This is a genomic window from Colwellia sp. C2M11 (assembly GCF_018860915.1).
In the GTDB taxonomy this organism is placed as follows: domain Bacteria; phylum Pseudomonadota; class Gammaproteobacteria; order Enterobacterales; family Alteromonadaceae; genus Colwellia.
The window spans coordinates 146,608-169,946 of the sequence record NZ_JAHKQD010000052.1 but is presented as its reverse complement, the minus strand read 5'-3'; the positions used below and the strand labels follow the sequence as shown (position 1 = coordinate 169,946).

Sequence of the window (23,339 nt, the reverse complement as noted above, 5' to 3'; positions counted from 1 at the left end):
GTGACACTGGAAGATGAACCAAAATTACAAGCGAGCTATTTAACACTACCGGTAACTTATTGGAAACAAGGTAGTGGGCAAGAGCAAGTAAATCTTGACTGTATCGCCGAAGAAGTCCCTATTGCAATGGTTTACAATGGAATTTCTCACGCGGTTATGATGGCCTCGCCTGCTAATTTACATGAATTTTCTTTAGGTTTTAGCTTATCTGAAGGCATTATCAATAACGTAACAGAAATGTATGATATTGAGCTTGTAACCAGTGAAAAAGGGATAGAAGTACGTATTGAAATTAGTTCTGAACGTATGATGTCTTTGAAATCACACCGACGTAATCTTACCGGCCGAACAGGCTGTGGTTTATGTGGGAGTGAATCACTGGAAACAGCTATTCGGCCGATTAAGAGTGTAACGCCACAACCGTTACCTTCTTCCCAAGTCATTCAGTATGCCCTGTCACAATTAAGTGAACATCAAAAACTACAAGCGCTAACTGGCGCAGTTCATGGTGCAGCCTGGTGTGACGCAGCGGGGAAAATAACTTTATTATGTGAAGATGTGGGTCGACATAATGCTTTAGACAAGTTAATTGGTAGTTTAGCACTACGTAAAATCAATACCCAAAGTGGCTTTGTTGTGATTTCAAGCAGAGCAAGTTATGAAATGGTACAAAAAGTGACAAGTGTCAATATAGCTACCTTGGTCGCAGTTTCGGCACCAACAGGGCTAGCTATAACCTTAGCAAACCAAGCCAATCTTAACTTGATTGGCTTTGCTCGACCAGGTAGACATACTTTTTATACCACATTCGATAAATAGTTAAAAATAGGAAGATATAGTGATGAGTAGTTCTCAAATTGAAAACTTAGTTAGTATGCTCAATCAAATTGCTAATAATAATAATTATAAAAAAACAGATGAAGAAACGGCAAAAGTCGTAGCTAATCATGTAAAAAGGTTTTGGGCACGTTCCATGAAAGAAAACATACTCAAGTATGCTGCTAATGATGGTTCACAGCTATCTCCCACCATAAAACTAGCATTAGCTCAACTATAACGTTATCCCTCGACTTAATAGAGGGAATATTATCAGTTCAACTTTAATGTTTTTATCAGACAACCAATTTGCAACCTAATAAATAATTGTCTGATAATAACAACCAATAGATTATTTGCATTCATATAACAGTATATTTAAGTTTCAATAGTTGAAAACGAGCGAGTGAATACTTATTCGAAGTAAAATATAAAGAAGAGTTTTAGAAAACCGTTTGAGCTATTTAAAATAATTCAAACGGTTACTAAAATTTGTGAGATGACACATAAGCCGGGTTTTGTATCTTCCATAGGAAGTGACAATCATTCGTCTAGGCCTTAAATCACTCTAAGGCTCAAGCAACCTACCCGGTTTCCACGCGAGCCACGCTTATATTACCAAAACTTGCGTTTTAATAATCATGAAACCCTATTTGGTCTTGCTCCAGGTGGAGTTTACCCTGCAATTACTGTTACCAGCAATCCGGTGCGCTCTTACCGCACCCTTTCAGCCTTACCTGTTCTATATTAATAAATTAAGATAGCCATCGGCGGTCTTCTCTCTGCTGCACTTGTCGTCGGCTTGCGCCGCCCAGGCGTTACCTGGCACCCTGCTCATCGGAGCCCGGACTTTCCTCCCCCCACTAAATAAATTCAGTAAGCAGCGATTGTCTAGTCAACTCGAGCGCATTTTACCTGTTAGTATTCTAATGAGCAAGGATCTGTTTCTCTAAACGCACTTATAACGATAAAGAAATATAATAATGAACACTCAATATAGCGATGTAATGCTTTATAGCTCTATACTTTTAAACTTAGTGCAATATCATAAAGTGCATTCTTTTTTACACCATAAATTTCAGCAACAATAGCACAGGCTTTTTTCGGTTTCATTTCAACTAACAATAACTTTAAGGTTTTAATGACTTCTGCAGAGATTTCATCTGGATCAGCTTTATAACCTTCAATAATTAACACCATTTCACCTTTAAGTTGATTAGCATCTTGTTCGAGCCAAGCAAGAAAATTTTCAGCGGTATCTGAATGGATAGTTTCAAAAGTTTTTGTTAATTCGCGAGCAATAACCACATAACGTTCGCCACCTAATGTAGCCACTATGTCTTTTACTGTGTCAATAGCTCGTCTAGGAGCATCATAAAAAACCATCGTTCTCGGCTCATTAATTAATGCTAATAACGTACTTTGTCTTGCACCAGACTTTGAAGGTAAAAAACCTTCAAACGAAAATCGATCTGTCGGTAGCCCAGCAACACTTAACGCAGCAATAGCAGCACAAGCACCAGGAATAGGCGATACAGGTAAATTTAAGCTACGACAATGTCGAACTAAATGAAAGCCAGGATCACTAATTAACGGCGTTCCCGCATCAGAGACTAAAGCAATACTTTTTCCTTCTTGCAATAGTTGCGCAATATAATCTTGTCGTTGGCGTTCGTTATGATCATGCATTGATAATGTTTTATTCTTAATTGCATGCGCAGACAATAGTCTTTGTGTATGGCGAGTATCTTCACAGGCAATAATATCAACTTGAGTTAATACCGATAACGCTCTTGAACTGATATCACCTAAGTTTCCAATAGGCGTAGCCACTATATACAAAGTACCGGGATTTATTATGTTTTCACTCATTTCAACTTACTTCTTTCATTGATACTTATTAAGGTGCAGGATTTAGTTGAGACTCACTGCAATGGCGTTTATTATAACCCTACACAGAGTTAAAAATGCATGGATTTTTCCACTTGAGTCAAACTAATTTTCTAGTGTTTAATTTATTTAAACAAAAGCACGCCAATGTATCTTTTATACTATTGATATTGATAGCCTTATTTATTTCGGCTTGTAGCTCGAAACCTACAACCCAAAAAGAAAGTACGCCAGTTTCTCAAGCGACGCTTAAGGAAGTCAAAACAACTGCAACAGCGGAAGAAAAACTCGCTGCGGCACAATCATTAAATGCTAAATTGCCTCGTGATGAAGAGTCATTACTTGCACAACAAGCAGTCGTTAATAAATTATTAATTGAAGCAAGTGAGCTTTTTCTTCAACAACAGAATTATGCTAAAGCACTTTTGTTAGCAAATGAAATTACAGCGTTTTATCAGGAAGACTATCAAAAAACTTACACATTATTAGTAATAAAAGCTCGTAGTTTATTCGCATTAAATTATTTACCGCAAGCTCTACAACAATTAGAACTAGCTAATGAATTGGTGACCTACACTACTAATGAGAGCACAATTCCATCACTACAACCATCTTTTGAATATTACCAAGTATTGGGTCAAGTATTAGCGAAAAAAGGATACAATGTATCAGCACTTACTGCGCAATTGAGTGCTTTCACTTTAAACGCTACCCCTACAAATGATGATATTCAAGCTATTTGGCATAACCTTGAAGTATTACCACAGTGGCAATTAAAACAACTTATTAACAATAAGCCACCATTAATTAAAGGCTGGGCAAGATTACTCAATTATAGCCATCAGTTCGGTGCTAATCCCGAACAGTTTTCACGTTATTTAAGTTTATGGCAGCAACAAAACCCTGAACACCCTGGCATCAACATAATAGAGCAATTAAAAGCAACCAATTCCGCGATCCATAGCCCTGAGCGTATTGTCGAAAACAACATTGAAGATATCTCTGAAAATCGAAATAAAATTAACAACATAGCTATCTTGTTACCACTAAGTGGCAGCCAACAAAAAGCAGGCCTAGCCGCCCAACAGGGAATATTAGCCGCTTATGAAAGTGATAATCAAAACAACGCTGAAAATCACTTGAACAGCCATGAAAAAAGTAATATTTACTTTATTGACACTAACCAACTTGACTGGGAAAACTTAGCAGCACAATTTTCTGAACTTAATATTAATCAAGTCATTGGTCCCTTATTAAAACCAAATGTTGAACTATTTTTAGCATCAAGCATGCAAAATTTAGCTCTTCAAGTGCCAACATTATTATTGAACTTGCCCTTTGAACATCAACTTTCTGAAATTCAAGTTGCCTTATCTATGCGCCCAGAAGATGAAGCGGTTCAAGCTGCTGCCACACTCAGCCAGCAAGATTATCATAACCCAATGATATTAAGTCATAACGATAGAGTATCAAAACGTATAGCTCACGCTTTTAGACTACAATGGCAAGCCTCTACAGGAAAATCGGTAGAAATAGTTTATTTCACTCAAGGTAAACAAATGCAGGCAAGTTTGAAAGAAAATCTAGATATTAATGCTAGCCAAGATCGCATAAAACAATTAAGTAGCAGCCTAAAAAACAATATAAAATCAGAAACAAGAAATCGTCGTGATATTGATATGATTTATCTTATTGGTAGTGCTGCTCAAACTCGCTTAATTAAACCTTATATCGATGTAAATATCAGTCCATTCGCTAAAGTCATCCCTGTATATGCTAGTTCTAGAAGTCATAGTAATTTTAATGATAAATACAATGCAAGTAGTACTAATGATTTACATGGCCTTACTTTTACCCAAATACCTTGGTTGCTAGCATCAAAAGAGCAAAATAAGTCATTAAGCGAACTTAGCGATAGTTTATGGCCTAAACGTTCAGATAGCTTATCAAGAATATTTGCTATGGGATTTGACAGTTATCAACTTTTAAATAAACTCCCACTTATGAAAAAAGCGCCTTATATTCGTCATTTTGGTCAAACAGGTGAGTTGACTTTAAATGATGAAAACATACTTACTCGAAGTCTTATATGGGGTCAGTACAAAAATAACAAGGTGACACAAATTGGCATGGAATAAAACGCCAACAAGTCAGAGTAAAGGCAAAGCTAGTGAAGGCTTTGCCCAGCAATATCTAACCCAACAAGGTTTACTTTTTATAGATAAAAACTTTCACTGTCGAAAAGGTGAAATAGATCTTATTATGAAAGACGGAGATACACTCGTCTTCATTGAAGTAAAATATCGTAAAAATAACAACTTTGGCGGTGCCATTTCTGCCGTTTCTCAATCAAAACAACAAAAAATTAAACATTGTGTTGCATTTTTTCTGCATAAAGCCAATTTAAATGAATATAATACCCCTTGTAGGTTTGACGTTATTGCTCTAGAAGGTGATATTAACCAACCACAAGTTACTTGGCTAAAGAATGCTTTTTAGTCAATGTTTAAGCGATAGCAAAATACTGGAGTTATTTAGCCCACATGTTAGAACAGATCCAAAATAATTTTACCGAAAGTATTCAAACACAAATAGCAGCAACAGAGGCTATTTCTAGCGCTATAGAGCAAGCAGGCATGATGATGGTGCAATGTTTGTTAGCGGGTAATAAAATGCTTGCTTGTGGTAATGGTGGTTCAGCTGGACATGCTCAACACTTTTGTTCGCAATTACTGAATCGTTTCGAAGCAGAACGACCAAGTTTACCTGCTATATCACTCGTTTCAGGTAGTGTCGTAATAACTTCTATCGCTAATGATGGCCAGTATAATGAAGTCTTTTCAAAGCAAATTCGTGCCATTGGTAATAATGGTGACATTTTACTAGCTATCTCAACCAGCGGAAACTCACAGAATGTAATTAAAGCAGTTGAAAGTGCAGTATCTCGTGACATGCCTATCATTGCATTAACAGGTCATGACGGGGGTGATATTGCCGGTTTATTAGGTGAAGGAGATGTTGAAATTAGAGTACCATCTTCTAGAACTGCGCGTATTAACGAAGTGCACCTCATTGTGCTGCACTGTTTATGTGAAATTATTGATACAACATTATTTCCACAATCGGAGCTTTGATTAACTATGGCTATTTTATCTAAAATTTCGAAGAATCGACCAACAAAAATTGTTAGCACACTACTCCTATTAGGTATTTTACAAGGTTGTACAGCAGTCACAGTAGTCGCTATTACTGCTGGTGCAAGTATGGCAACAGATCGTCGTAGTATAGGTAATCAAATTGACGACCAAACTATTCAAGTTAATGCTTATAATCGTATCGCAAAAAATAAAGCCTTAAGTGACAATACAAATTTACACCTAACAAGCGTAAATGGTTCGGTATTGATTATTGGGCAAGCACCTACCACTTACCTTAAAGATCAAGCAATCAAGATTATTAGCGAAATTGAAGGGGTAGTACGTGTACATAATCAAATACGTATTGGTAGTATTACTTCGGTAACTACACGCACCAATGATATATGGCTAACTTCAAAAGTAAAAACGGCCTTATTTTCTGATAGTAGTGTTAATGGTAAGAACATTAAAGTTATCACAGAAAATGGCGAGGTTTTCTTAATGGGAATTGTATCTAAAAAAGAGGCTGATGCTGCGGTAAATATTACTCGTAACATTAGTGGAGTTAATAAGGTATTTAAAGCGTTTGAATATATTTAACCGTTAACTGTATTGTTAACAACCCAAACATTAATCAATGCTGATATTCGTTATAAGACGATGTATTCTGTCGGTTACAGAATACATCGTATCTACGCTTTGAGAATGCTTTTATCATTAGTAACTAAAGCATTATCCTCTTAAATAAAGACTTATGGTGTAAATAAGATTCTTTACTCAAACTAGAGTCCATCATCCTAATATAATTAAAAACCTTACTATTTAAAGTTCAATAAAAAGGTTTTATATAAACAAGTTATAGAACGAGAGCCCTATTTTTACTTAATAACTTTTAAACTAGCTTTACTTTTAGACGACTTTTTCAATTCTGCTGGTTTATCACCAGAGGAAACACTACTCAGACTCGGCTTAATTTTTGCCTTGGCTTCAGTCTCATCAGTAATCAAACTATCTTTAGCATTAATCTCATCATCACTTGGGTGCTCTACTGCAAATGAAGTACCAGCACCATTTTCTTTAGCATAGATAGCTGAAATTGCGCCATAAGGTACGGTCATATGCTCGAGTTTTCCGCCAAAACGCGCACTAAACTCAATAGCTTTTTCACCCATAGCAATACTGCCAACAGCAGGTGATGCTATATTTAATACAATTTGACCATCATTGACATAAGACATAGGCACCAAAACACCGTAAACACTCACATCTACTACAATGTATGGCGTTAAATCGTTGTCTGAAATCCAGTCATAAAAAGCCCCAACTAAATAAGGCTTATTAGAAGTCATTTTTATAGAAGTCGCGTCAACCATATTAAGCAGGATGACCAAAACGTAATTCACGTTCATCTTCAGTTAATGAAGCTTGAAATGATTCACGTTCAAATAAGCGTAACATGTAAGTTTTCAGCTCTTTTGAGCCATCAAGACCTTCAAGTTCAATACCAAAAGCAGGTAAACGCCATAGTAATGGTGCTAAGTAACAATCAACTAAGCTGTACTCTTCACTCATAAAATAAGGAGCTTCATTTAATATTGGAGCTACACTCAACAAGCTTTCTTTTAACTCTTGACGTGCTTTTTGCGCTTGCTCAGCACTACCCGTTAAAATAGTTTTTGCTAAGCTATACCAATCATTTTCAATACGGTGCATCATTAAGCGACTACGGCCACGTGATACTGGGTAAACAGGCATTAATGGTGGATGAGGAAAACGTTCATCTAAATATTCAATAATAATTTTAGCTTCATAAAGGGCTAATTCACGATCAATCAATGTTGGCACTGTTCCATAGGGATTTAAATCAATCAAATCTTCCGGTAAGTTTGCCAAATCAACATAATTAATATCAACACCAACACCTTTTTCTGCTAATACTATACGTGTTTGATGACTATACATATCATCAGCATGCGAGAATAACGTCATTACTGAACGTTTATTTGCTGCTACGGCCATAGGGCCTCCTATTCTTTATAAAACAAAAGCGCGATGAAGTTTCCTTACGTGGAAACCCGTCGCGCTATAATATCACCTTAAAGTAAGCCTAATTACTTTCTTCAAGTTAACCGTCTACATTGTTATTAATGTATGTCTTTCCAATATTCTCTCTTAAGGAAATAAGCAATAATAAAGAAGACAAACAAGAAAATTAATACTTTGTAGCCTAAGCTTTTACGTTCTAACTTACTTGGCTCACCAACGTATTCTAAAAAGTTAGTTAAATCACGAACAACAACATCATACTCTTCTGTTGTTAAACTACCACCCATCGCAGGTGTCATGTGCCCATGTTCGTCAAGTGAACTAACACCTTGCAGATCTTGTAACACATGTGGCATACCAACATCTTTAAATACTTTGTTATTTACACCAAATGGACGACTATCATCCATATAAAAAGAACGTAAATAAGTATATATCCAATCTGGGCTACGTAAACGTGCTTCTAACGTTAAATCAGGTGGCGCTGTACCAAACCAACTAGCGGCTTCTTTTTTAGGCATAGTGTTGGTGATATGATCACCAACTTTTTCGCCTGTGTACATGTAATTTTCAACACCATCTGCATTATCAATACCTAAATCAGTAAAGGTACGATTATAACGTTGATACCCTAATTGGTGACAACCTAAACAATAATTAACATACGTTTTAAAACCATTTTTTAATGATTCTTTATCTGATAAATCATTATTTGCTTTGTCTAGTTGCATACTTGGACCTGCCGCCGTGGCAAATAATGGAACAAGCGCACATAAAATTAACAGTAATTTTTTCATTAGTGAGAAATCCTCGTTGGTACAGGCTTACATTTTTCATTCTTAGAATAGAACCAAAGTGCTACGAAGAAACCAAAGTAACCAAAGCTTGCAATAGTACCAATTAAATTAGCTACAGGTGTTGCTGGTAAAGTACCTAATACACCTAGAATAATAAAACAAATTGCAAATTGAATTAAATTAAACAAGTGCCATTTAGAGCGATACTTAACAGATTTCACTACACCACGATCAAACCATGGTAATAAGAACAATACAATAATGGCACCAAACATAGCAATAGCACCTAATAACTTATCAGGAACAACACGTAAGATTGTATAGAAAGGACCAAAGTACCAAACAGGTGCGATATGTTCAGGTGTTTTTAACCCATTAGCAGGTTCAAAGTTCGGAGCCTCAATAAAGTAACCCCCACCTTCAGGCGCAAAGAACATCACCCAACAGAATAAAATTAAGAAACCAGCAACACCCATAATATCTTTTACAGAGTAATAAGGGTGGAATGGTATTGCATCCACAATATCGTATTTATCCGTATATTGCTTATGGAATTTAAACTTGCTTAATTCTTCAGGTTTAACACTACCTTTAGGTTGTTTTACATCTGTACCTTCAGGGTTATTTGAACCAACTTCATGTAAAGCAAGAATATGTAAGAACACTAAAATAACTAAAACTAATGGCATCGCGATAACATGTAGTGCGAAAAAGCGATTTAATGTAGCACCTGAAATAACATAATCACCACGAATCCATAATGTTAAATCATCACCAATAACAGGAATAGCACCAAAGAGGGAGATAATAACTTGTGCTCCCCAATAAGACATATTACCCCAAGGTAATAAATAGCCCATAAAAGCTTCAGCCATTAATACTAAGAAGATCAACATACCGAAGATCCACAGTAATTCACGTGGTTTTTGATACGAACCATACATAAGGCCACGCATCATGTGTAAATAAACAACCACAAAAAATGCTGACGCACCGGTAGAATGCATATAACGTAATAACCAACCATAATCAACGTCACGCATAATATATTCAACACTGGCAAATGCACCATCACCAGATGGTTCATAGCTCATGGTTAACCATACGCCGGTTAAAATTTGATTTACAAGTACTAACATAGCTAAAGAGCCAAAGAAGTACCAAAAGTTAAAGTTTTTCGGCGCAGGATATTGTGCAACATGCTTATTCCAAGCATCCGTTACTGGTAAACGCTTATCTATCCAAGCCATAAAGTTTGCCAACATTATGCTTCTCCTTCACTAACACCAATTAATAATGTGTTGTCATTAGTAAATGAATGCTCTGGAACCATTAAGTTTAATGGTGCAGGAACCCCTTGAAATACACGCCCAGCCATATCAAATTTACTACCATGACAAGGACAAAAGAAACCATCTTTCACGCCGTCAACAAACTGTTCGTAGTCGCCACCATGATAAGTTGGAGCACAACCTAAATGAGTACAAACTCCTAGCGCAACTAAAAATTCAGGTTTAATAGAACGATAAGCATTAGTAGCATAATCTGGCTGTTGAGCTTCTTCTGAATTAGGATCACGTAGTTTATCATCATGCTTGGCTAAGCTATTAACTGTTTCTTCAGTACGTCGTACGACATAAACAGGTTTACCACGCCACTCTGCACGGATTAATTGACCTGGCTCTATTTTACCTACATTGACTTCTACTGGAGCACCCGCAGCTTTCGCGCGAGCACTTGGATTCCACGAACCAATGAAAGGCACAGCCACACCGACCACACCGGCACCACCAACAACAGCAGTAGCCGCCGTTAAGAAGCGTCTGCGGCCGTTATTTACAGGCACATTGCTCATTCACACTCTCCAATTCATATTGATTACCAAACAATTATTATTAGCCTTATTGCTCATCCATTATCTCAGGATGAATAAGCAACATGCCTTATTTTTGTTTGATCAAGTTTATACCAAGGGGTACATCGACAAAAAATTTTTATGATCATAAAGAAATAGGTCGTTTTTTACAAGGTAAAAAGTCAGCTAAGTGTGGTAGATATCAAAATATTTTGATATTGATCATCATAAAAAGTAACTTACACGAAAAAGATTGGGATATTAATGAATAAGATTTTGAATCAAGTTACAGGTGACAACAGTCTCCCTTACAGAAATGCCCTACGAAAGAATTGAATACCAACATAGTAGGGGCGAATTTATTCGCCCCTACTACGCCTACTAATAATGGGATATAACATAATACAGATGTTATTGACGTGTATTTGTGTTCAGGCTACTGAAGTTGCCCCTACAAAACGCTCCACAAAACACCCATGAAAGAATTGATTACCAACATAGTAGGGGTGAATTTATTCGCCTACTACGCCTACTAATAATGGGATATAACATAATACAGATGTTATTGACGTGTATTTGTGTTCAGGCGCTTGAAGTCGCCCCTACAAAAACGCTCCACAAAACACCCATGAAAGAATTGATTACCATCATAGTAGGGGCGAATTTATTCGCCCCTACTACGCCTACTAATAATGGGATATAACATAATACAGATGTTATTGACGTGTATTTGTGTTCAGGCGACTGAAGTCGCCCCTACAAAAACGCTCCTACAAAACACCAATGAAAGAATTGATTACCATCATCGTAGGGGCGAATTTATTCGCCTACTACGCCTACTAATAATGGGATATAATATAATACAGATGTTATTGACGTGTATTTGTGTTCAGGCGCTTGAAGTCGCCCCTACAAAAACGCTCCACAAAACACCCATGAAAGAATTGATTACCATCATAGTAGGGGCGAATTTATTCGCCTACTAAATTTATTCGCCTACTAAATTTATTCGCCTACTAAATTTATTCGCCTACTAAATTTATTCGCCTACTAAATTTATTCGCCTACTAAATTTATTCGCCTGCTAATTAATGGGATATAACATATTACAGATGTTATTGACGTGTTTTGTGATCAGGCGATTGAAGTCGCCCCTACAAAACGCTCCACAAAACATCCATGAAAGAATTGATTACCAACATCGTAGGGGCGAATTTATTCGCCTACTACGCCTACTAATAATGGGATATAACATATTACAGATGTTATTGACGTGTATTTGTGATCAGGCGACTGAAGTCGCCCCTACAAAAACGACCCTACAAAACACCAATGAAAGAATTGATTACCAACATAGTAGGGGCGAATTTATTCGCCTAATTCGTGATTTCGTTGTTCACCTAAACGCAGCGCTATAACGCTATAACGCTGTAAAATTGAGGATAACGCTGCAAACCTCACGAGGGGAAAAATAAATAATTTACCGAAAAATTAATATAAAAAAACCGACACAAGGTCGGTTTTTTGAATTCGATATATAAAATATAAAGAAATTAACGTTTTGAGAATTGTGGTTTCTTACGTGCTTTGTGTAAGCCCACTTTCTTACGTTCAACTTTACGAGCATCACGAGTAACAAAACCAGCCGCGCGTAAACCGCCACGTAAAGTTTCATCAAACTCCATTAATGCACGAGTAATACCGTGACGAATTGCGCCAGCTTGACCAGAAATACCACCACCTACTACAGAGATATTAAAGTCAAACTTTTCTAACATTTCAACTAACTCTAACGGTTGACGAACAACCATACGAGCTGTTTCACGTCCGAAATACTCAGAAATGTCACGTTTGTTAATTGTGATTGCACCGTTACCAGCTTTCATGAACACACGAGCAGTTGAGCTCTTGCGACGACCAGTACCGTAATATTGATTATCAGCCATTGCTTAAAGCTCCAAAAGTTGTGGTTGTTGTGCAGTATGCATGTGCTCAGAGCCTGCATACACTTTTAATTTGCGGAACATTTCACGACCTAAAGGACCTTTAGGTAACATGCCTTTCACTGCAAATTCAAGAACACGTTCTGGTGCTTTTTCAATTAACTTTTCAAAGCTAATTTGCTTAAGACCGCCAGGGAATTCAGTATGCGAATAGTAAATTTTACCTTTCGCTTTGTTACCAGTTACACGTACTTTCTCAGCATTAATTACAACGATATAATCGCCAGTATCAACATGAGGTGTATATTCTGGTTTATGCTTACCGCGTAAACGGCTTGCAATTTCAGTAGCGATACGACCTAAAGTTTTATCTTCGGCGTCCACTAAGAACCATTCGCGTTGTACGCTTGCTGGTTTAGCTACAAAAGTTTTCATTAAAAAACCCAAATTAAAAAATGTTACTTAAATGACAAAACAAACTTATGTTTTATTTGTCGGTTAATAATAGACTACGCAATTACCCCTTCGAGTATCGAGCCTAACGCCTTTAAACCACCCACATCTAAGAATCAGCTATATAATTAAAGCAAAAATCTAAAGAAACAGACTATTTAAAAGACAGTTTGTAACGTAGGGAGCGCGGATTATACAGAAGATTAATAAGAAGATCACGCCCCTTTTCAAAAAAAGCACAAAAAAAATACTAAATAGCTATTGTTACACTATAAAGTTTGAACTATTTAAATAACGAAATATATAAAGCTATTGTTGAGCAATGAATCGTACATAGAAAATAGTTAATAAACTGTTAACTATTTTCCTTAGTGTTAATTAACTTCATCGCCTAAGTAAAGAAAAGATTAAATACTTAATTTAAGTCAAAAAAGTTGCAACATTATTTTACATTTATAAATATATGTCGCATATTAAATGTAGCCCCCATATAAATTAATGGAAATTATGACAATGAAAAACTTAAATACAATGAAGAATATATCTAAACAAGCACAACAAGGTTTTACCTTAATTGAATTAATGATCGTTGTTGCGATTATTGGTATTTTAGCAGCTGTGGCGTTGCCTGCTTATCAAACGTATACAGCTAAAGCACAGTACTCAGAGGTTATACTCGCATCTGGCCCTTATAAAAACGCTGTTGAAATTTGTACTTTAACTCGTGCACTAACTGAGTGTGATGGAGGTGCACATGGTATACCTGCGACAATGTCATCAACGGTAGTTTCAAGTGTATCAGTTACGAATGGGGTAATTCTTGTAACACCAAAAGCTGTTGGAGGTATTACTGCTGATCATACCTATCAACTCACACCTACAGGTGGAAATGGTGCAGCCGTAGCATGGGCAACAGCTTGTGCCGCACCTACTGGCGGTACTCCTCTTTGTTAGGGCAAATAAGTGGGATAAGAGTAACTTTTACTTATTTTATTTGAATTAATTTTTAAAAGCTCCTTCGGGGGCTTTTTTATTGTCTATAATTAGCCAACATTTTTTGAGCTTTAACATTAATTCTACAACTAAGTAAGTTGCTGTAATAAATTTTTGTTATTTTATAGTCTTTTGCGCTACACTGAAATTTGACATTTTCATTGAATTTATTCAAAAGGTTATCTGTAAACATTATGAAAGGCAATCACCAGCAATCCAGTGTTTTATCGGCTTTGTCTACAGAGCATCTTATACCGCTTACTAATGTCGATGATATTTTTAATGACTTCACAGGGAAAGATAAACCTTTTATTCGCTACTTAGTTGAAGATAAAAAAATCGACAGCAAAAAGATTGCTGCTATTTTATCTTATAAGTTCGGTTATCCTTATATACAACTTAGTAATTTTGATACAACTTTGGTGCCTGATGGGGTTCGTAATGAAAAACTCATTACTAAACATAATGCCTTGCCGTTATTTTTACGTGGCAAAGTGCTTTTTGTCGCCATGTCAGATCCTACCGACCTTGATGCCTTAGAAGAAATACAATTTAATACTGGCTATAGCACTGAACTGATATTAACTGATGAGCTTGGCTTACAAGCTTGTATTGAAAAAGTATTAGAAGATGAAGGTGGCTCCCTTAATATTACTGATATTGATTCTAATGAGTTATCGGGTATAGACGTTCAAGAAGATCAAAGTGACGATGATCCGGTTAGTACAGGTGAAGATGACGCACCTATTGTTGTTTTTATCAATAAAATTTTATTAGATGCCATCAAAAAAGGCGCCTCTGATTTACATTTTGAACCTTATGAAAAGTCTTTTCGCATTCGTTTTCGTATTGATGGCATTTTAACTGAAATTGCGCGTCCACCAGTAAGTCTATCATCACGTATGTCAGCTCGTTTGAAAGTGATGGCAAAACTTGATATCGCTGAACGGCGCGTACCACAAGATGGCCGCATAAAGTTATCACTTTCTAAGAAAAAGTCTATTGATTTCCGAGTCAGTACCTTACCCACAATGTGGGGTGAAAAAATAGTAATGCGTATTTTGGACTCTTCCAGCGCTATGCTCGGTATTGATATGTTGGGCTATGAACCAGCTCAGAAAAAAATATACATGGAAGCACTAGAGCAACCACAAGGCATGATTTTAGTCACCGGACCAACAGGCTCGGGTAAAACTGTTTCGCTATATACAGGGTTGAATATTCTCAATACCGCTGAACGTAATATTTCTACCGCAGAAGACCCTGTAGAGATTAATTTAGAAGGTATTAACCAGGTACAAATTAATAACCGAGCGGGTTTAACATTTCCTAGCGCGTTACGTTCTTTTTTACGTCAAGATCCTGATATTGTTATGGTTGGTGAAATTCGAGATTTAGAAACCGCAGAAATCGCAATAAAAGCCGCACAAACAGGGCATTTAGTATTATCGACCTTGCATACTAACTCGGCTGCAGAAACCTTAACTCGTTTACTTAATATGGGAGTGCCTGCTTATAACGTTGCGAGTTCAGTGACTACTATTATTGCACAACGATTAGCAAGGCGTTTATGCTCACAATGTAAAACCCATGAAGTACTTTCAGAAGCACAACTTGCCGAACAAGGTTTTCCTATAGATAAGTTAAGTGAAATAAAACTGTTTAAGCCTGTTGGTTGTGAACACTGTACTGGTGGTTATAAAGGGCGAGTGGGTATTTATGAAGTGATTAAAATTAGCCCTGAAATTGCCTCTATTATTATGGAAGGTGGTAACTCGTTAGATATTGCTGAGCAGTGCCAAAAAGAAGGTTATAATAATTTACGTCAATCAGGCTTAGAAAAAGCAATGGATGGCATGACTAGCCTAAAAGAAATAAACCGTGTAACCAGCTCCTAGACGATATTTTATATAAATCAGTTATAAACAGTAGGTAATTTTATGGCGACAGCAGTAGCAAAAAAAAAAGCTCCGAAGGTTAAAGCATTAGATGTTTTTACTTGGCAAGGCGTTAATCGAAAAGGTAAAAAGATTAGCGGTGAGCTGCCAGCAAATAATATTATCGAATTAAAGGCGCAATTACGTAAACAAGGTATTACGCCTAGTAAAGTAAAGAAAAAAGCTAAACCACTTTTTGGTTTAGGAGGCGATAAAGCCATTACCCCAGGCGATATTGCCATTATATCTCGACAAATTGCCACCATGTTAGGTGCTGGTGTGCCTTTAGTACAAACTATTGAAATGATTGGCAAGGGTCATAACAATGGAAAAATGCAAAAATTACTCGGTGAAATAGCTCATAAGTTATCATCAGGTATTCCGCTATCTGACTGTTTACGTGATCACCCAAGACACTTTGATGACCTATATTGTGATTTAGTTGCCTCAGGTGAACAATCGGGGTCGTTAGAAACCATTTATGACCGTATTGCAACCTACAAAGAAAAAGCTGAAGCGTTAAAAGCAAAAATAAAAAAAGCAATGACCTACCCTATCGCTGTATTAGTTATTGCCGCTGTTGTAACCTCAATATTACTAATTTTTGTGGTACCAGTTTTTCAAGAAATTTTTGCCGGCTTTGGTGCTGAATTACCTGGCTTTACTTTGTTTGTTGTTGGTATTTCAGACTTTATGGTCGCTTATTGGCATTTAGGTTTAGGTGCTATTTTTGCCTTTATCTTTCTATTCAAACGTGCTCATAGAAACAGTTTAAAATTACGCGACCAAGTTGATAGGCAAATTCTAAAACTCCCCATTATTGGCGATTTACTTGAAAAAGCGGCGGTTGCTCGTTACGCCAGAACACTTTCCACCACTTTTGCTGCCGGTGTCCCATTAATAGATGCTCTAGAATCAGCGGCTGGCGCTGCTGGCAATGCAGTATTCCGAGATGCCATTCTAGAGGTTCGCACTGAGGTTACCTCAGGTATGCAAATGAATCTAGCTATGCGTAATAGTAATATATTTCCTGATATGGTTATTCAAATGGTTGCCATTGGTGAGGAGTCTGGCGCAGTTGATGATATGCTATCAAAAGTGGCTAATGTCTATGAAGCCGAAGTAGATAATGCCGTTGATAATTTAACAGCATTATTAGAGCCAATGATTATGGCTGTATTAGGCGTGGTGATTGGCGGTTTAATTATTGCGATGTATTTACCAATATTCCAAATTGGCATGATTGTTTAGTTTATTAAGCTCAAGATAACAATACAACAAGCAAGTGAACAATGTAGTACTCAAGTTACTGACAACATGGCATGCCGTAAGCAGTTTGCGACAAAATTTCCAAAGTGAATATATTATTTTTAGATTACGAGTAGTTTATGTTTGAACAAACGTTATTATTTTTTCAACAATCTCCCCTTTTATACTACATTTTTGTCGCCTTATTTTCATTGATCATCGGTAGTTTTTTAAATGTTGTGATCTACCGCTTACCTCAAATGATGCACAATACTTGGTATACAGATTGTCGTGAGTTTTTAGCTGATGAATTAAAAGATATACCGGCGAAAAAAATTACGCCACTTAGCTTATCTATCCCTAACTCAACTTGTCCAATGTGTGATCATAAAATACGATTTTATGAAAATATTCCAGTAATCAGTTGGATACTACTTGGTGGAAAATGTAGCCAATGTAAAAATAGTATTGCTGCCCGTTATCCTCTAGTGGAAGTGGCAACGTCCGTGTTAAGTGTCATAATTGCGTTAAAGTTTGGTGTGTCTATAGAGACCTTATTACTGCTTATACTAACGTGGGGCTTGATATGTTTAACCTTAATTGATTTCGATCATATGCTGTTACCAGACCAAATCGTCATGCCTCTATTATGGCTTGGCTTGTTAGTTAACTTACAAGGGATTTTTGTACCGCTAGCTGATGCTGTTATTGGTGCTGCAATAGGTTACATGAGCTTATTTAGCATATTTTGGCTATTTAAATTACTAACCGGTAGAGAAGGCATGGGTCATGGTGACTTTAAACTTTTTGCCTTATTTGGCGCATGGGCTGGTTGGCAGCTATTACCACTGTTGATATTAATGGCATCAGTAGTGGGTGCATTAGTTGGCATTTCATTAATGCTATTTAAAAATCATCGGCGTGAACAAGCTATTCCTTTTGGGCCTTACCTAGCTGTTTCGGGTTGGATAACATTATTATGGGGTCAAGGTATTTGGGTTTGGTATATCGCTCAAATCAGCTAGTACTATCAGTTGCATTTATTACAATTTATGCACATTTAGCTAAATTAAACAGCTCCCTTATTTTATTAAGAGAAAACTAAATATGTCTGATTTTATTGTCGGTCTCACTGGTGGTATTGGTAGTGGTAAAACAACGGTCACTAATATCTTTGCTAAGTTAGGTATCGATATTATAGATGCTGATATTATTGCTCGGGATGTGGTGGCAAAAGGTAGCCCTGCGCTAACTTTGATTGAAGCGCATTTCGGCAGTGACATCCTTCATAGTGACGGGCAATTAAATCGCGCAATGCTTCGCACAAAAATATTTACCAATGAAGTAGATAAACAATGGCTAAACGCGCTGTTACACCCTTTAATCAGAAAACAAATTGTTACACAAGCACAGGTGTCATTAAGCCCTTATTGTATTATTGTAGCCCCCTTGCTAATTGAGAATAATCTAACTACATTAGTAGATCGCGTGTTAGTTGTTGATGTAAACGAAGCAACCCAAGTCTCTCGCACAATAGCGCGTGACAATAACTCTAAAAAACAAGTAGAAGCTATTATTAAGAGTCAAGTTAGTCGACAAGTTAGACAGTCACATGCCGATGACATATTAAATAATGATGATTGTTTAATTGAAGATTTAACCAGTGCCGTAGCTCAATTACATCATGCTTATTTAGCGTATGCAGCACAAAAAAAAGCAAACAAAACATAAATAATAACCATATACTGTATCGCTACAGTTACTGAACAAAAAACAAACAACAAATGATTCGCCATTTCTAATGGCTATAGGTAATATAGCCAAATCAATAAAATCTAAATCTACGATCTCAATTTAATTCCTTAATTTAAATAATGTAATACTCCCATGACAACTATTTTATATGAACACCCTCTTAATGAACGTATTCGTCACTATTTAAAACTTGAGCAACTATTCAAACAAGTTGAGAGTTGCTCTGCTTCAGATATACTTACTTGTCATCACGTTTTTTTTAATTCATTATTTTCTATAATTGATATACTTGATCGTAGTGATATTCGAGGAGATTTAATTAAAGATTTAGAAAAGTTACAGCAAAATTTAGTCGTGTGGTCTCAAGCACCAAATATAGATACTACAGCACTGGAATTCAATTTAAAGACATCTGTAGCCCTCGTTAGCCAACTAAGAATTGGTAGTCAGGCTTGGTGCCAATTAAAAGAAGATGTATTGCTAGCCAGCTTAAAACAACGCTTTGCGATACAAGGTGGAACCTGTAGTTTTGATCTACCTCAATTACACTTTTGGCTTCATCAACCTGAAACTATTATCAATAAAAATATTTCCCAATGGTTATCTCTACTAAGTAGTATTAAAGGAGCATTGGTTTTAATATTAAAATTTATACGTCAACGAGCTGATTTTAAATTTATTGAAACTGAAAGTGGCTTTTATCAAGATAATGGTGAAGGCTTATTGTTATTACGTATTAAAGTTGCGCAAAGTGCCCAATATTTTCCAACAATTAGTGGTAATAGGTTCCGTTACTCTATCCGTTTCAAATTGTCTTGTGAACAAAATGGTCGCCGGTATTCAAACCAAGCGACTAAATTCGAATTAGCGCGTTGTTAATCGCGATTTTCTTTAATCCTCATTGGCTATAACTTTCTCTACAAGATCAATTAACGTATAATCTCTTTATCAATTTACTAAATACTTAGCTTAATATCATGACTTTAAAAGTACCCTGTCCTAACTGCACCAAAGAAGTAGTTTGGGAAGCAAGCAGCGAATTCCGTCCTTTCTGTAGTAAAAGATGCCAATTGATTGATTTAGGTGAATGGGCTGAAGAAAACCATAAAATTAGCCAGCCAATATCAGGAGCAACCCCGTTAACGGAAGATATGCTTGATGCAATGGAAGATGAATTCTTACTAAATAATAAGTTTTTTGTAGAGCCTGAATAACAAAGAGTTCGTTAGGTTTTTTATTAATATTGATTTATTAGTTAAATCTTACGTTCAACCAATGCTGAAATAATATCCTGATTTGCTTCTGGAAAATCTAAGCTTTGCAGCTCAACAAGTGAAAACCAACCTTCGCCTTGCCCTTCTTGCGCACTTGGCTCTCCTGCATAGTTATCAACAATAAAAACCTCTAAACACACTTTTTTATCAACACCCTCTTTTTCATGGTAAAGGTGATTAATAGTGATTAATGGCTGGCACGTTAACACATCTATATTTATTTCTTCTTTAAGCTCTCTAGCAAGCGACTGTGCAACACTTTCACCCTCTTCTACTTTACCACCAGGGAACTCCCACTTTCCGCCTTGATGAGCGTCAGCAAGGCGTTTTGTAAGAAAATATTGAGTTTGTTGTTGCTCGTTGGTTGAAATAATCACCCCAACGGCAACAAGGATAGTTTTAGGCATACTTTGAAGCACGTTAAGTCAATTTACCATGACACTGCTTGTATTTCTTACCTGAGCCACAAGGACATAACTCATTACGCCCAACACGAGGCACAGGCTTTTCTTCTATTCCTTCAGCACTTTGGTGTTGAAATTCAGCAGGCACTTCTGATTTTCTATGTTGCTCTTCTACTGCTTCAACATCAGATTCTGCCTGTATTTGAACTTTTGAAAGAATACCAACAACGTCATATTTCAAATTATCTAACATTTCAGTAAACAATTGGAATGACTCGCGCTTATATTCTTGCTTAGGATTTTTCTGGGCGTGAGCACGTAAACCAATCCCCTGACGTAGGTGATCCATTGCCGCTAAATGCTCTTTCCAATGTGAATCTAAGCTTTGTAACATAACGGCTTTCTCGAATTGACGAAGTACGTCAGCACCAACCACAGCTTCTTTATCTTTGTATGTTTTCTCGAATTCAGCAACAATCTTCTCACGTAAGCTTTCTTCGTGTAACTTTTTATCTTCTTCAATCCACTGTGCAATAGGTAAGTTGGTGTTGAATTCACCTTTTAGCTGCTCTTCTAAACCAGCAACATTCCACATTTCAACTAATGATTGACGCGGAATATGCTGATCAATAACACTATTGATAACATCAGCTCTGATATTATCGACAACTTCACCAATGTCAGCTTCATCTAATAACTCATTACGTTGTTCGTAAATTACACCACGTTGATCATTAGCAACATCATCATATTCTAATAGTTGTTTACGCATATCAAAGTTACGGCTTTCAACTTTACGTTGAGCATTTTCAATACTACGAGTTACCCAAGGGTGTTCTATTGCTTCACCATGCTCCATGCCTAATTTACGCATCATATTTGAAATACGTTCAGAAGCAAAAATTCGCATTAATGAATCTTCCATAGAAAGATAGAATCGTGTTGCACCAGCATCACCTTGACGACCTGAACGACCACGTAATTGATTATCAATACGACGAGATTCATGACGCTCAGTAGCGATAATTTTTAAACCACCTAATGCCAACACATGTTCGTGATCAATTTTCCATTGTTCTTTTACTTTTGCAATTTGCTCTTCTGTCGGTTGTTTATTACCTTTAGATAACTCTGCAATTGCAGCATTTAAATTACCACCAAGTACAATATCGGTACCACGACCAGCCATGTTAGTAGCAATAGTTACAGCAAACTCTTTACCGGCATCAGCAACAATTTGAGCTTCTTGTTCATGAAACTTCGCATTCAATACTTTGTGTTTAATTTTTTCTTTCTTAAGAAAATCAGAAAGGAATTCAGAAGTTTCAATAGAAATAGTACCAACTAATACTGGCTGACCGCGTTTAACACAGTCTTTAATATCAGCTAGAATCGCTTCAAATTTTTCTTCTGCTGTTAAATATATTAAATCAGCTAGATCTTTTCGGATCATAGGGCGATGCGTTGGAACAATAACAGTTTCCAAGCCATAAATATGTTGAAACTCAAAAGCTTCAGTGTCTGCTGTACCTGTCATACCCGACAATTTATCATAAATTCTGAAGAAATTTTGGAAAGTAATTGAAGCAAGTGTTTGATTTTCATTTTGAATTTTCACACCTTCTTTCGCTTCAACAGCTTGATGTAAACCTTCAGACCAACGACGACCTTCCATTGTACGTCCGGTGTGTTCATCAACAATAACTATTTCACCATTTTTTAAAATGTAATCAACATCTTTTTGAAATAGTTTATGAGCACGTAACGCGGCCATTACATGATGTAAAAGCGTTATATTAGCTGCTGAAAACAGTGTATCGCCTTCTTGCAACAGGCCTTTTTCAACCATAATTTCTTCAATGCGAATTTGACCACGTTCAGTTAAATATATTTGCTTCGCTTTTTCATCAATGGTGAAATCACCTTCAACGAAGTCTTCAGACTGACCAGTATCCTCGTCTTTATCTTCTTCATTTTGTACTTCAAGTACCGGCACTATTGCGTTTATTGCTTTGTATAGTTCAGAGCTATCTTCTGCCTGCCCTGAAATAACAAGCGGTGTACGTGCTTCATCAATTAAGATTGAGTCAACTTCATCAATAATTGCAAAGTTTAATTTTTTCTGTGTACGCTCTTCTGGTGAAAACACCATATTGTCACGTAGGTAATCAAAACCAAATTCGTTGTTGGTACCATAGGTTATATCAGATTGATAAGCAGCTTGCTTACTTTGCGGTGACATGCCGGCAATATTACAGCCTACTGTTAACCCTAAAAATTCAAATAATGGACGACACCAATCTGCATCACGTGTAGCTAAATAGTCATTGACAGTAATAACATGTACGCCATTACCTGTTAACGCATTTAAGTATGAAGGTAAGGTTGCCGTTAACGTTTTACCTTCACCAGTACGCATTTCGGCAATTTTTCCATCATGTAATACCATGCCACCAATCATTTGCACATCGAAATGTCGCATATCGAACACACGCTTACTGGCTTCACGTACAACAGCAAATGCTTCAGGTAAAATTTGGTTTAACGTTTCACCTTTAGACAATCGTTCTTTAAACTCACTGGTTTTTTCTTTTAACTCATCGTCACTTAGCGCTTCTAGAATGGGCTCTAACGCATTTATTTTCTTTACTTCTTTGTCCATTTTTTTGATTAGTCGATCATTACGACTGCCAAATATTTTTGTCAACAAATTTACAAACATCTTATTAAACCATTTTGTGAGATTTAGCGCCCAAAACATTTGGAACACTGAGTGAATATTATTATTGTA

Annotated in this window: 23 protein-coding genes and 1 other RNA gene; 13 read left to right on the top strand and 11 right to left on the bottom strand. The window is 36.6% G+C overall.

The window, feature by feature from the left end:
- Positions 1 to 819: a formate dehydrogenase accessory sulfurtransferase FdhD gene (gene fdhD / locus KO509_RS16035; protein ID WP_215974268.1), complete on the top strand. Its 819-nt coding sequence runs from the start codon at positions 1 to 3 to the stop codon at positions 817 to 819.
- Between the two features lie 22 nt (positions 820 to 841).
- Positions 842 to 1,057, top strand: coding sequence for a formate dehydrogenase subunit delta (locus KO509_RS16030; RefSeq protein ID WP_215974267.1), 216 nt, complete (start codon positions 842 to 844; stop codon positions 1,055 to 1,057).
- A gap of 250 nt (positions 1,058 to 1,307) precedes the next feature.
- Here KO509_RS16030 and rnpB read toward each other — a convergent pair.
- Positions 1,308 to 1,719, bottom strand: an RNA gene (rnpB, locus tag KO509_RS16025) — RNase P RNA component class A.
- 117 nt (positions 1,720 to 1,836) lie between these two features.
- The gene (rsmI, locus tag KO509_RS16020) at positions 1,837 to 2,688 is read right to left on the bottom strand and encodes a 16S rRNA (cytidine(1402)-2'-O)-methyltransferase (protein WP_215974266.1); all 852 of its coding nucleotides are present in this window, start codon (positions 2,686 to 2,688) and stop codon (positions 1,837 to 1,839) included.
- A gap of 113 nt (positions 2,689 to 2,801) precedes the next feature.
- Between rsmI and KO509_RS16015 the strand changes: the two genes are divergently transcribed.
- Genes KO509_RS16015 through dolP form a run of 4 tightly spaced genes read left to right on the top strand, consistent with a single transcriptional unit; the run spans position 2,802 to position 6,443 of the window.
- Complete coding sequence (locus KO509_RS16015) at positions 2,802 to 4,844, top strand: penicillin-binding protein activator (RefSeq protein ID WP_215974265.1); 2,043 nt, start codon at positions 2,802 to 2,804, stop codon at positions 4,842 to 4,844.
- Positions 4,831 to 5,205 (top strand): YraN family protein, encoded by a 375-nt coding sequence (locus KO509_RS16010; RefSeq protein ID WP_215974264.1) that lies wholly within the window; start codon positions 4,831 to 4,833, stop codon positions 5,203 to 5,205. Before KO509_RS16015 ends, KO509_RS16010 begins: the two co-directional genes overlap by 14 nt.
- Positions 5,206 to 5,249: 44 nt before the next feature.
- Positions 5,250 to 5,840: a phosphoheptose isomerase gene (locus KO509_RS16005; protein ID WP_215974263.1), complete on the top strand. Its 591-nt coding sequence runs from the start codon at positions 5,250 to 5,252 to the stop codon at positions 5,838 to 5,840.
- Between the two features lie 6 nt (positions 5,841 to 5,846).
- Positions 5,847 to 6,443, top strand: coding sequence for a division/outer membrane stress-associated lipid-binding lipoprotein (dolP, locus tag KO509_RS16000; protein ID WP_215974262.1), 597 nt, complete (start codon positions 5,847 to 5,849; stop codon positions 6,441 to 6,443).
- Positions 6,444 to 6,721: 278 nt separating this feature from the next.
- Here the strand turns inward: dolP and KO509_RS15995 are convergent, their stop codons facing one another.
- The 7 genes from KO509_RS15995 to rplM all read right to left on the bottom strand — a co-directional run bounded on the left by KO509_RS15995 (position 6,722) and on the right by rplM (position 12,919).
- On the bottom strand, positions 6,722 to 7,192 hold the full coding sequence (locus tag KO509_RS15995) for a ClpXP protease specificity-enhancing factor (protein WP_252727647.1): 471 nt from the start codon (positions 7,190 to 7,192) through the stop codon (positions 6,722 to 6,724).
- Between the two features lie 25 nt (positions 7,193 to 7,217).
- A complete protein-coding gene (gene sspA, locus KO509_RS15990) occupies positions 7,218 to 7,862 on the bottom strand; it encodes a stringent starvation protein SspA (protein ID WP_215974261.1) in 645 nt (214 codons plus the stop codon).
- Positions 7,863 to 7,987: 125 nt separating this feature from the next.
- Positions 7,988 to 8,686, bottom strand: a complete 699-nt coding sequence (locus KO509_RS15985; protein WP_215974260.1) for a cytochrome c1 — start codon at positions 8,684 to 8,686, stop codon at positions 7,988 to 7,990.
- Positions 8,686 to 9,951, bottom strand: coding sequence for a cytochrome bc complex cytochrome b subunit (locus KO509_RS15980; protein WP_215974259.1), 1,266 nt, complete (start codon positions 9,949 to 9,951; stop codon positions 8,686 to 8,688). Before KO509_RS15980 ends, KO509_RS15985 begins: the two co-directional genes overlap by 1 nt.
- Positions 9,951 to 10,541 carry a ubiquinol-cytochrome c reductase iron-sulfur subunit gene (gene petA / locus KO509_RS15975; RefSeq protein ID WP_215974258.1) on the bottom strand — a complete coding sequence of 197 codons (591 nt, stop codon included), beginning with the start codon at positions 10,539 to 10,541 and terminating at the stop codon, positions 9,951 to 9,953. The genes KO509_RS15980 and petA overlap by 1 nt, the downstream gene beginning before the upstream one ends.
- Positions 10,542 to 12,094: 1,553 nt before the next feature.
- The gene (gene rpsI / locus KO509_RS15970; protein ID WP_114326795.1) at positions 12,095 to 12,487 is read right to left on the bottom strand and encodes a 30S ribosomal protein S9; all 393 of its coding nucleotides are present in this window, start codon (positions 12,485 to 12,487) and stop codon (positions 12,095 to 12,097) included.
- Between the two features lie 3 nt (positions 12,488 to 12,490).
- Entirely contained in the window at positions 12,491 to 12,919 is a 429-nt protein-coding gene (gene rplM, locus KO509_RS15965) for a 50S ribosomal protein L13 (protein ID WP_215974257.1), read from the bottom strand.
- Between the two features lie 531 nt (positions 12,920 to 13,450).
- Between rplM and KO509_RS15960 the strand changes: the two genes are divergently transcribed.
- From KO509_RS15960 to yacG, 7 genes are all read left to right on the top strand, one after another.
- Complete coding sequence (locus tag KO509_RS15960; RefSeq protein ID WP_289847553.1) at positions 13,451 to 13,891, top strand: prepilin-type N-terminal cleavage/methylation domain-containing protein; 441 nt, start codon at positions 13,451 to 13,453, stop codon at positions 13,889 to 13,891.
- Positions 13,892 to 14,124: 233 nt separating this feature from the next.
- On the top strand, positions 14,125 to 15,828 hold the full coding sequence (gene pilB / locus KO509_RS15955; RefSeq protein ID WP_215974256.1) for a type IV-A pilus assembly ATPase PilB: 1,704 nt from the start codon (positions 14,125 to 14,127) through the stop codon (positions 15,826 to 15,828).
- A gap of 42 nt (positions 15,829 to 15,870) precedes the next feature.
- Positions 15,871 to 17,118: a type II secretion system F family protein gene (locus KO509_RS15950; protein ID WP_215974255.1), complete on the top strand. Its 1,248-nt coding sequence runs from the start codon at positions 15,871 to 15,873 to the stop codon at positions 17,116 to 17,118.
- Between the two features lie 137 nt (positions 17,119 to 17,255).
- Entirely contained in the window at positions 17,256 to 18,140 is an 885-nt protein-coding gene (locus KO509_RS15945) for an A24 family peptidase (RefSeq protein WP_215974254.1), read from the top strand.
- 82 nt (positions 18,141 to 18,222) lie between these two features.
- Positions 18,223 to 18,846: a dephospho-CoA kinase gene (gene coaE / locus KO509_RS15940; protein ID WP_215974253.1), complete on the top strand. Its 624-nt coding sequence runs from the start codon at positions 18,223 to 18,225 to the stop codon at positions 18,844 to 18,846.
- Between the two features lie 156 nt (positions 18,847 to 19,002).
- Positions 19,003 to 19,749: a cell division protein ZapD gene (gene zapD / locus KO509_RS15935; RefSeq protein WP_215974252.1), complete on the top strand. Its 747-nt coding sequence runs from the start codon at positions 19,003 to 19,005 to the stop codon at positions 19,747 to 19,749.
- 98 nt (positions 19,750 to 19,847) lie between these two features.
- Entirely contained in the window at positions 19,848 to 20,084 is a 237-nt protein-coding gene (gene yacG / locus KO509_RS15930; protein ID WP_215974251.1) for a DNA gyrase inhibitor YacG, read from the top strand.
- Positions 20,085 to 20,125: 41 nt separating this feature from the next.
- Here the strand turns inward: yacG and mutT are convergent, their stop codons facing one another.
- Positions 20,126 to 20,551, bottom strand: coding sequence for an 8-oxo-dGTP diphosphatase MutT (gene mutT / locus KO509_RS15925; protein ID WP_215974250.1), 426 nt, complete (start codon positions 20,549 to 20,551; stop codon positions 20,126 to 20,128).
- A 13-nt stretch (positions 20,552 to 20,564) separates the two neighbouring features.
- Positions 20,565 to 23,270: a preprotein translocase subunit SecA gene (gene secA, locus KO509_RS15920; RefSeq protein ID WP_215974249.1), complete on the bottom strand. Its 2,706-nt coding sequence runs from the start codon at positions 23,268 to 23,270 to the stop codon at positions 20,565 to 20,567.
- Between the last annotated feature and the right edge of the window lie 69 nt (positions 23,271 to 23,339).

Bases quoted from the DNA above. Each gene is read 5' to 3' on its own strand.
- KO509_RS16030 (WP_215974267.1), top strand. From the start codon at position 842: ATGAGTAGTTCTCAAATTGAAAACTTAGTTAGTATGCTCAATCAAATT.
- rsmI (WP_215974266.1), bottom strand. From the start codon at position 2,688: ATGAGTGAAAACATAATAAATCCCGGTACTTTGTATATAGTGGCTACG.
- KO509_RS16005 (WP_215974263.1), top strand. From the start codon at position 5,250: ATGTTAGAACAGATCCAAAATAATTTTACCGAAAGTATTCAAACACAA.
- dolP (WP_215974262.1), top strand. From the start codon at position 5,847: ATGGCTATTTTATCTAAAATTTCGAAGAATCGACCAACAAAAATTGTT.
- KO509_RS15995 (WP_252727647.1), bottom strand. From the start codon at position 7,192: ATGACTTCTAATAAGCCTTATTTAGTTGGGGCTTTTTATGACTGGATT.
- sspA (WP_215974261.1), bottom strand. From the start codon at position 7,862: ATGGCCGTAGCAGCAAATAAACGTTCAGTAATGACGTTATTCTCGCAT.
- KO509_RS15985 (WP_215974260.1), bottom strand. From the start codon at position 8,686: ATGAAAAAATTACTGTTAATTTTATGTGCGCTTGTTCCATTATTTGCC.
- KO509_RS15980 (WP_215974259.1), bottom strand. From the start codon at position 9,951: ATGTTGGCAAACTTTATGGCTTGGATAGATAAGCGTTTACCAGTAACG.
- petA (WP_215974258.1), bottom strand. From the start codon at position 10,541: ATGAGCAATGTGCCTGTAAATAACGGCCGCAGACGCTTCTTAACGGCG.
- rpsI (WP_114326795.1), bottom strand. From the start codon at position 12,487: ATGGCTGATAATCAATATTACGGTACTGGTCGTCGCAAGAGCTCAACT.
- rplM (WP_215974257.1), bottom strand. From the start codon at position 12,919: ATGAAAACTTTTGTAGCTAAACCAGCAAGCGTACAACGCGAATGGTTC.
- KO509_RS15960 (WP_289847553.1), top strand. From the start codon at position 13,451: ATGAAAAACTTAAATACAATGAAGAATATATCTAAACAAGCACAACAA.
- pilB (WP_215974256.1), top strand. From the start codon at position 14,125: ATGAAAGGCAATCACCAGCAATCCAGTGTTTTATCGGCTTTGTCTACA.
- KO509_RS15950 (WP_215974255.1), top strand. From the start codon at position 15,871: ATGGCGACAGCAGTAGCAAAAAAAAAAGCTCCGAAGGTTAAAGCATTA.
- KO509_RS15945 (WP_215974254.1), top strand. From the start codon at position 17,256: ATGTTTGAACAAACGTTATTATTTTTTCAACAATCTCCCCTTTTATAC.
- coaE (WP_215974253.1), top strand. From the start codon at position 18,223: ATGTCTGATTTTATTGTCGGTCTCACTGGTGGTATTGGTAGTGGTAAA.
- zapD (WP_215974252.1), top strand. From the start codon at position 19,003: ATGACAACTATTTTATATGAACACCCTCTTAATGAACGTATTCGTCAC.
- yacG (WP_215974251.1), top strand. From the start codon at position 19,848: ATGACTTTAAAAGTACCCTGTCCTAACTGCACCAAAGAAGTAGTTTGG.
- mutT (WP_215974250.1), bottom strand. From the start codon at position 20,551: ATGCCTAAAACTATCCTTGTTGCCGTTGGGGTGATTATTTCAACCAAC.
- secA (WP_215974249.1), bottom strand. From the start codon at position 23,270: ATGTTTGTAAATTTGTTGACAAAAATATTTGGCAGTCGTAATGATCGA.